This is a genomic window from Streptomyces sp. NPDC054834 (assembly GCF_053611185.1).
The window spans coordinates 1-4,655 of the sequence record NZ_JBSGZV010000108.1 but is presented as its reverse complement, the minus strand read 5'-3'; the positions used below and the strand labels follow the sequence as shown (position 1 = coordinate 4,655).

At 67.7% G+C, this 4,655-nt stretch carries 4 protein-coding genes; all 4 read left to right on the top strand.

The window, feature by feature from the left end:
• The first annotated feature begins 163 nt into the window (after positions 1 to 163).
• The 4 genes from ACWGJM_RS48890 to ACWGJM_RS48875 are packed head-to-tail and all read left to right on the top strand — an operon-like array spanning position 164 to position 4,618.
• Positions 164 to 1,285 carry a tyrosine-type recombinase/integrase gene (locus ACWGJM_RS48890; RefSeq protein ID WP_453418258.1) on the top strand — a complete coding sequence of 374 codons (1,122 nt, stop codon included), beginning with the start codon at positions 164 to 166 and terminating at the stop codon, positions 1,283 to 1,285.
• On the top strand, positions 1,285 to 1,626 hold the full coding sequence (locus tag ACWGJM_RS48885) for a helix-turn-helix domain-containing protein (RefSeq protein ID WP_453418257.1): 342 nt from the start codon (positions 1,285 to 1,287) through the stop codon (positions 1,624 to 1,626). The genes ACWGJM_RS48890 and ACWGJM_RS48885 overlap by 1 nt, the downstream gene beginning before the upstream one ends.
• The gene (locus ACWGJM_RS48880) at positions 1,623 to 4,022 is read left to right on the top strand and encodes a site-specific integrase (protein WP_453418256.1); all 2,400 of its coding nucleotides are present in this window, start codon (positions 1,623 to 1,625) and stop codon (positions 4,020 to 4,022) included. Before ACWGJM_RS48885 ends, ACWGJM_RS48880 begins: the two co-directional genes overlap by 4 nt.
• Positions 4,023 to 4,039: 17 nt before the next feature.
• The gene (locus ACWGJM_RS48875; RefSeq protein ID WP_453418255.1) at positions 4,040 to 4,618 is read left to right on the top strand and encodes a hypothetical protein; all 579 of its coding nucleotides are present in this window, start codon (positions 4,040 to 4,042) and stop codon (positions 4,616 to 4,618) included.
• The last annotated feature ends 37 nt before the right edge of the window (positions 4,619 to 4,655 follow it).

Genomic DNA, 4,655 nt, shown 5'->3' with positions numbered 1-4,655 from the left:
AACCCTCAGGAATTGCATCAGACGGGCGAGAAACCGCAGGTCGCGAGGTCAGGGAAGGGCCTGACGAGGACTTCATCCTCCTGCAACCTGGCGGCCTGAGCTGGGAGTTTGGCGATCAGATCCCATCTGATGCAGGATTTGCCCTCTGAAGGGGAGGGTGAAAGTGGGTCTACAGCGACGTGCCGACCTGGCGGGGGCGGCTCATCTGGAGCTGGTCTCCGGGGTGGCCCAGCTGCGTCCGCAGGACGCGATGGTCGATGCGATGCTGCGGGGCTGGCGGGCCCAACAGGCCGCCCGTGGGCTCCGCGAGGACACGGTCACCGCCCGGGAACGGCTCATACGCCGGTTCCTTGAGTACACCAACGAATACCCGTGGGCCTGGACGCCCGGCCACGTGGACGAGTGGTCACTGTGGCTGACCAGCGAGAAGCACCTCGCGCCGTCCACGATCCGCAGCTATCAGGGCAGTCTGCGCCTATTCAGCGAGTTCTTGATCGACGGCCGTTACGGCTGGGCGGTGGCCTGCGAGGACGCGTTCGGTACTCACCCGGTGGCCATCTGCCATGAGTGGAACACCATCGCCCACCTCAACGACTACGAGGGGCGCCCCGAGGCGAGGCCGTTCACACGCGAGGAGATCCAGCGTTTCCTCGACTACGCCGACGACCAGGTCGAACGGGCGGTCCGGGCCAAGCGCAAGGGAGCCCTCGCCGCCTACCGGGATGCCACGCTCTTCAAGGTCATTTATGGGTGGGGACTTCGCCGGACCGAGGCATCGAAGCTGGATGTGGTGGACTTCGGGCGGAACGCGAAGGCACCGCAGTTCGGCCGGTACGGCACCCTCAACGTCCGCTACGGCAAAGCGAAGAAGGGCCAGCCACCGCGTCGTCGGAACGTATTGTCGGTGATGGACTGGGCGGTGGACGCGGTCGCCGACTACGTGGAGAACGTACGGCCGCGGTTCGGCTGCGAGGACCACCCCGCGTTGTGGGTGACCGAGCGGGGCGGCCGGGTCAAGCCGGCGGAGATCAATGCCCGGTTCGTCGCCTACCGCGACGCGCTGAAGCTCCCGAAGGCGCTGACGGTCCATTCCGCTCGCCACGCCTACGTCACCCACCTCACGGAGGACGGGGTTGACCGGCGGTTTCTGCAGCAGCAAGTCGGTCACGAGAATGACAGCTCCACCGCCATCTACACCCACGTCAGCGACGACTTCATGAACACGATGCTCCACAAGGCACTTGCTCCCGCGCTCGCCCCGATCCCCGCAGACAAGGACCGCTGATGGCCGCGAAGCTCGACTACCACTGGCACCTGCGCAAGGTCATGGCCGACCGCGGCCTCTTCTCCACCACCGACCTCATCCCGCTACTGGACGAACGCGGCATCACCCTGTCCTCCAGCCAGGTCTACCGGCTCGTCGTCGAGCGCCCCGAACGACTCAGCCTGAAGATCCTCATGGCCCTGCTCGACATCCTCAGCTGCACCATGGACGACCTCATCGAACCCACCGCCGCAGCAGGTGCCGGAACAACTGCCCGGACAAGGAAGGCCGTTGGCGCCGAGGCAGGCGTCGGTGACCTGCGACCCAAGCGAGCCCGCATCCGCGGTCTCGAGCGGCCGTGACCACACCCGGGCACCCCGATCGGGCCGTCACCGACCCGATCGGGCTCATCGTGGACCTGGTCGCGGCCGTCGAACATCACCTGGAGCCTGACCGGATCCGTGCCGCGGTCGCCAGCGTCGCGGGCGGCCGCTCGAAGTCACGCCGCCTCGCGGCACATCTCGCTGAGCATCCCCGCGTGCTGAACGACGGTCGCTCGCCGGCGCCCAGGGCCGTCGGCGACCTGCTCATCGCCCTGCGTGAGGCCGGAGCCCAGGCCATCTCGCCGCCGTGTTGCGCCGAATGTGGCAGGCAGATGCGAACTCTCCAGCGCCGCGGCCAGGACTGGTACTGCTGGAATTGCGGGCCGCAACCGGAGCTGTGTGCTGCCTGCGGAAACGCCCGCCGGGTCGCTTCACGCGACCGGGCCGGGCGGCCACGATGCGGCAAGTGCCCGGACACCGACGGACGCGACCCCGTCGCAGTGATCGGCGCCCTGATCGCTGAACTGGACCCGCAGGCCCGACGGGAGACGATCGCCGACGCGGTCCGTCGATCGGCGCCTCGTCCCTCCTACCAGCAGAAACTCGCCTGGGCCCTGGAATCCCACCCAGCCCTGCTGACCGGGGACGGTCACCTCACACCCCACCGCGCGATCCTCAAACTGATCGACCTGCTGCACGAGGCCGGCGTCACCGGGATCGTCCGGCCGTCCTGCCCCGGCTGCCACAGAGTCGTACGCATCGACAAGCCCCTCGATGGACGGCGGGTCTGCCGCATGTGCATCTCCCACTCCCGCATTGAGGAGTGCTCGGGATGCGGAGCCCGCCGAGAGCCCGCCACCCGCGACGCCCAAGGCCGGCCGGTGTGTCCGAACTGCCTGGTCAGCGACCCGGCGAACCTGGAGACCTGCATCAACTGCGGCCGACGAAAGGTCGTGAACACCCGCACGCCGGACGGCCCGCTCTGCTCGGGCTGCCCCTCCTTGCCCACTGCAACTTGCAGTATCTGCGGCGAGGAGAAGCCCTGCGGCACCTCCCGCACCACGGGCCGGCCGCGGTGCCTGGACTGCCAGCGTCGCTCAGCGCCGTGCTCGGCCTGCGGCGGCGTCGCGGCGGTTGTCTCCGGCACTCCCGACCAGCCCCTTTGCGCGGACTGCACCGCCCCTGAGGTCTGGCACACCTGCCCCACCTGCAGCGATCCCGACTACCCGCACCCCGGCCAGTGCGCTCGCTGTCTCATCAACCGGCGTCTCAACGAGCTCCTGGGCCCTCCGTCCGATGCCCTCCACCCCGGTCTCGAAGCCCTGCGAAACGACATCGCCACCGCCGAGCACCCCATCACCGCCAGGCGGTGGCTGAACAAGCCGTCCGTGTCTCCAGTCCTGGCCGATCTCGCGGCCGGCCGACGGGCCCTGACTCACGAGGCCCTCGACGAGCTGCCCGACAGCCCGCCCCTCGCCCACCTCCGCCAAGTCCTCGTCGGGGTTGGTGCCCTGCCCGAGCGGGACGAGTACATGGTCCGCCTCGAACGCTTCCTCAACGGCCTTCTCGCATCACAGCAAGACCCCGAACAGCGCAAAGTCCTGCACCGGTACGCGATATGGCACCTGGTCCGGCGACTACGCCGACGCACCAACGGCCGCCCCCTGACCCCGCAACAGTTCATATCCGCGCGTCAACGCACCCACGCGGCCGTCGCCTTCCTGACCTGGCTGAAGGCACACGACCTCGCCCTGGAGACCTGCCAACAGGCCGACCTCGACCAGTGGCTCACCGACGACTCCGCGACCTACCGCCACACGGCCGGACACTTCATCCGCTGGGCTCGCACCAACAAGCTCACCAACGTCCACGTCCCCGCCGTCCGCTGGAACGGCCCCACCCAGCCACTCGATGACGAGCACCGGTGGAACGTCGCACGCCGACTCCTGCACGACGACACCCTCAAACCAGAAGACCGCCTCGCAGGACTCCTTCTCCTCCTCTATGCCCAAGGACCGTCGGCGATCAGCCGGTTGACCATCGAGGACGTCGAGGCCGGCGCCCATGAAGTGCGTCTCCACCTCGGCGATGCACCTGTCCAGCTGCCCGACCCCGTCGCCGAACTGGCTCGCATGGTCGCCGCGAACCGCAAGGGCCACGCGACCATCGGGGCCTTGGCCCCATCTCCATGGCTCTTCCCCGGCGGTCAGCCTGGACGGCCGATCAGCACCACGCAGCTGACTCAGCGCCTGAACCAGCTCGGGATCCGACCCAATCAGGCCCGCAGCACCGCACTCTTCCAGCTCGCCACCGAGATCCCGGCCGCGATCCTCGCCCGCACCCTGGGCATCCACACCGACGTCGCAGTCGCCTGGCAACGGCTCTCCGCAGGCGACTGGGCCAATTACGCCGCCGAAGTCAGCCAGCGTCCTTGAAAGGCTCCTGCCCAACCATGATCTTCCAAGACCAGCTCCAGGCCCTGGCCACGCAAGCGATCACATCGATCACCGCCTCCGAGGCAAAGGACATCTACGCCATCTCCTTCCTCATCGACAACGAGGACGACGACCTGCGTCAGCCGACCCTGACGATCGGCTACAACACCGAAGCACAGGTTCGACGCAGCATCCGGGACGCTTCCGACCAGGCAGAAGCCCGCTGGAACTACGCCTTCTGGATCCAGAACCAACTGGTCGTAGTCGGTGGCCTCACCAGCGACCCCGCAGGAGCCACAGCTCGCCGAGAATGGATCAGCGAACTCGGACTTTGGTACGACGAGCCGGCAGACCCAGCAGACTGGATCACGACAGTCGGGTCGCTTGCCGCGCAGATCGAGGCCCACTTCAACCAAGCCTGCTGGCAGCTCGCCCGAACCCTTCACAAGACCGGCGTTATCGACAAGTCCCTCGGCAGACCCGTGCCGGTGATCGTCCACGAGTTGGAGTACTACGAGGGGGTCGCACGCCGAACCGAGCTGGCCAACCCGCCAGGACTCGCCGACGATTTCACCGCCTGGGTCCGCACCGGCTGAGGCATTCGGGCAGTTCCAATACCCGACGTCACCATTA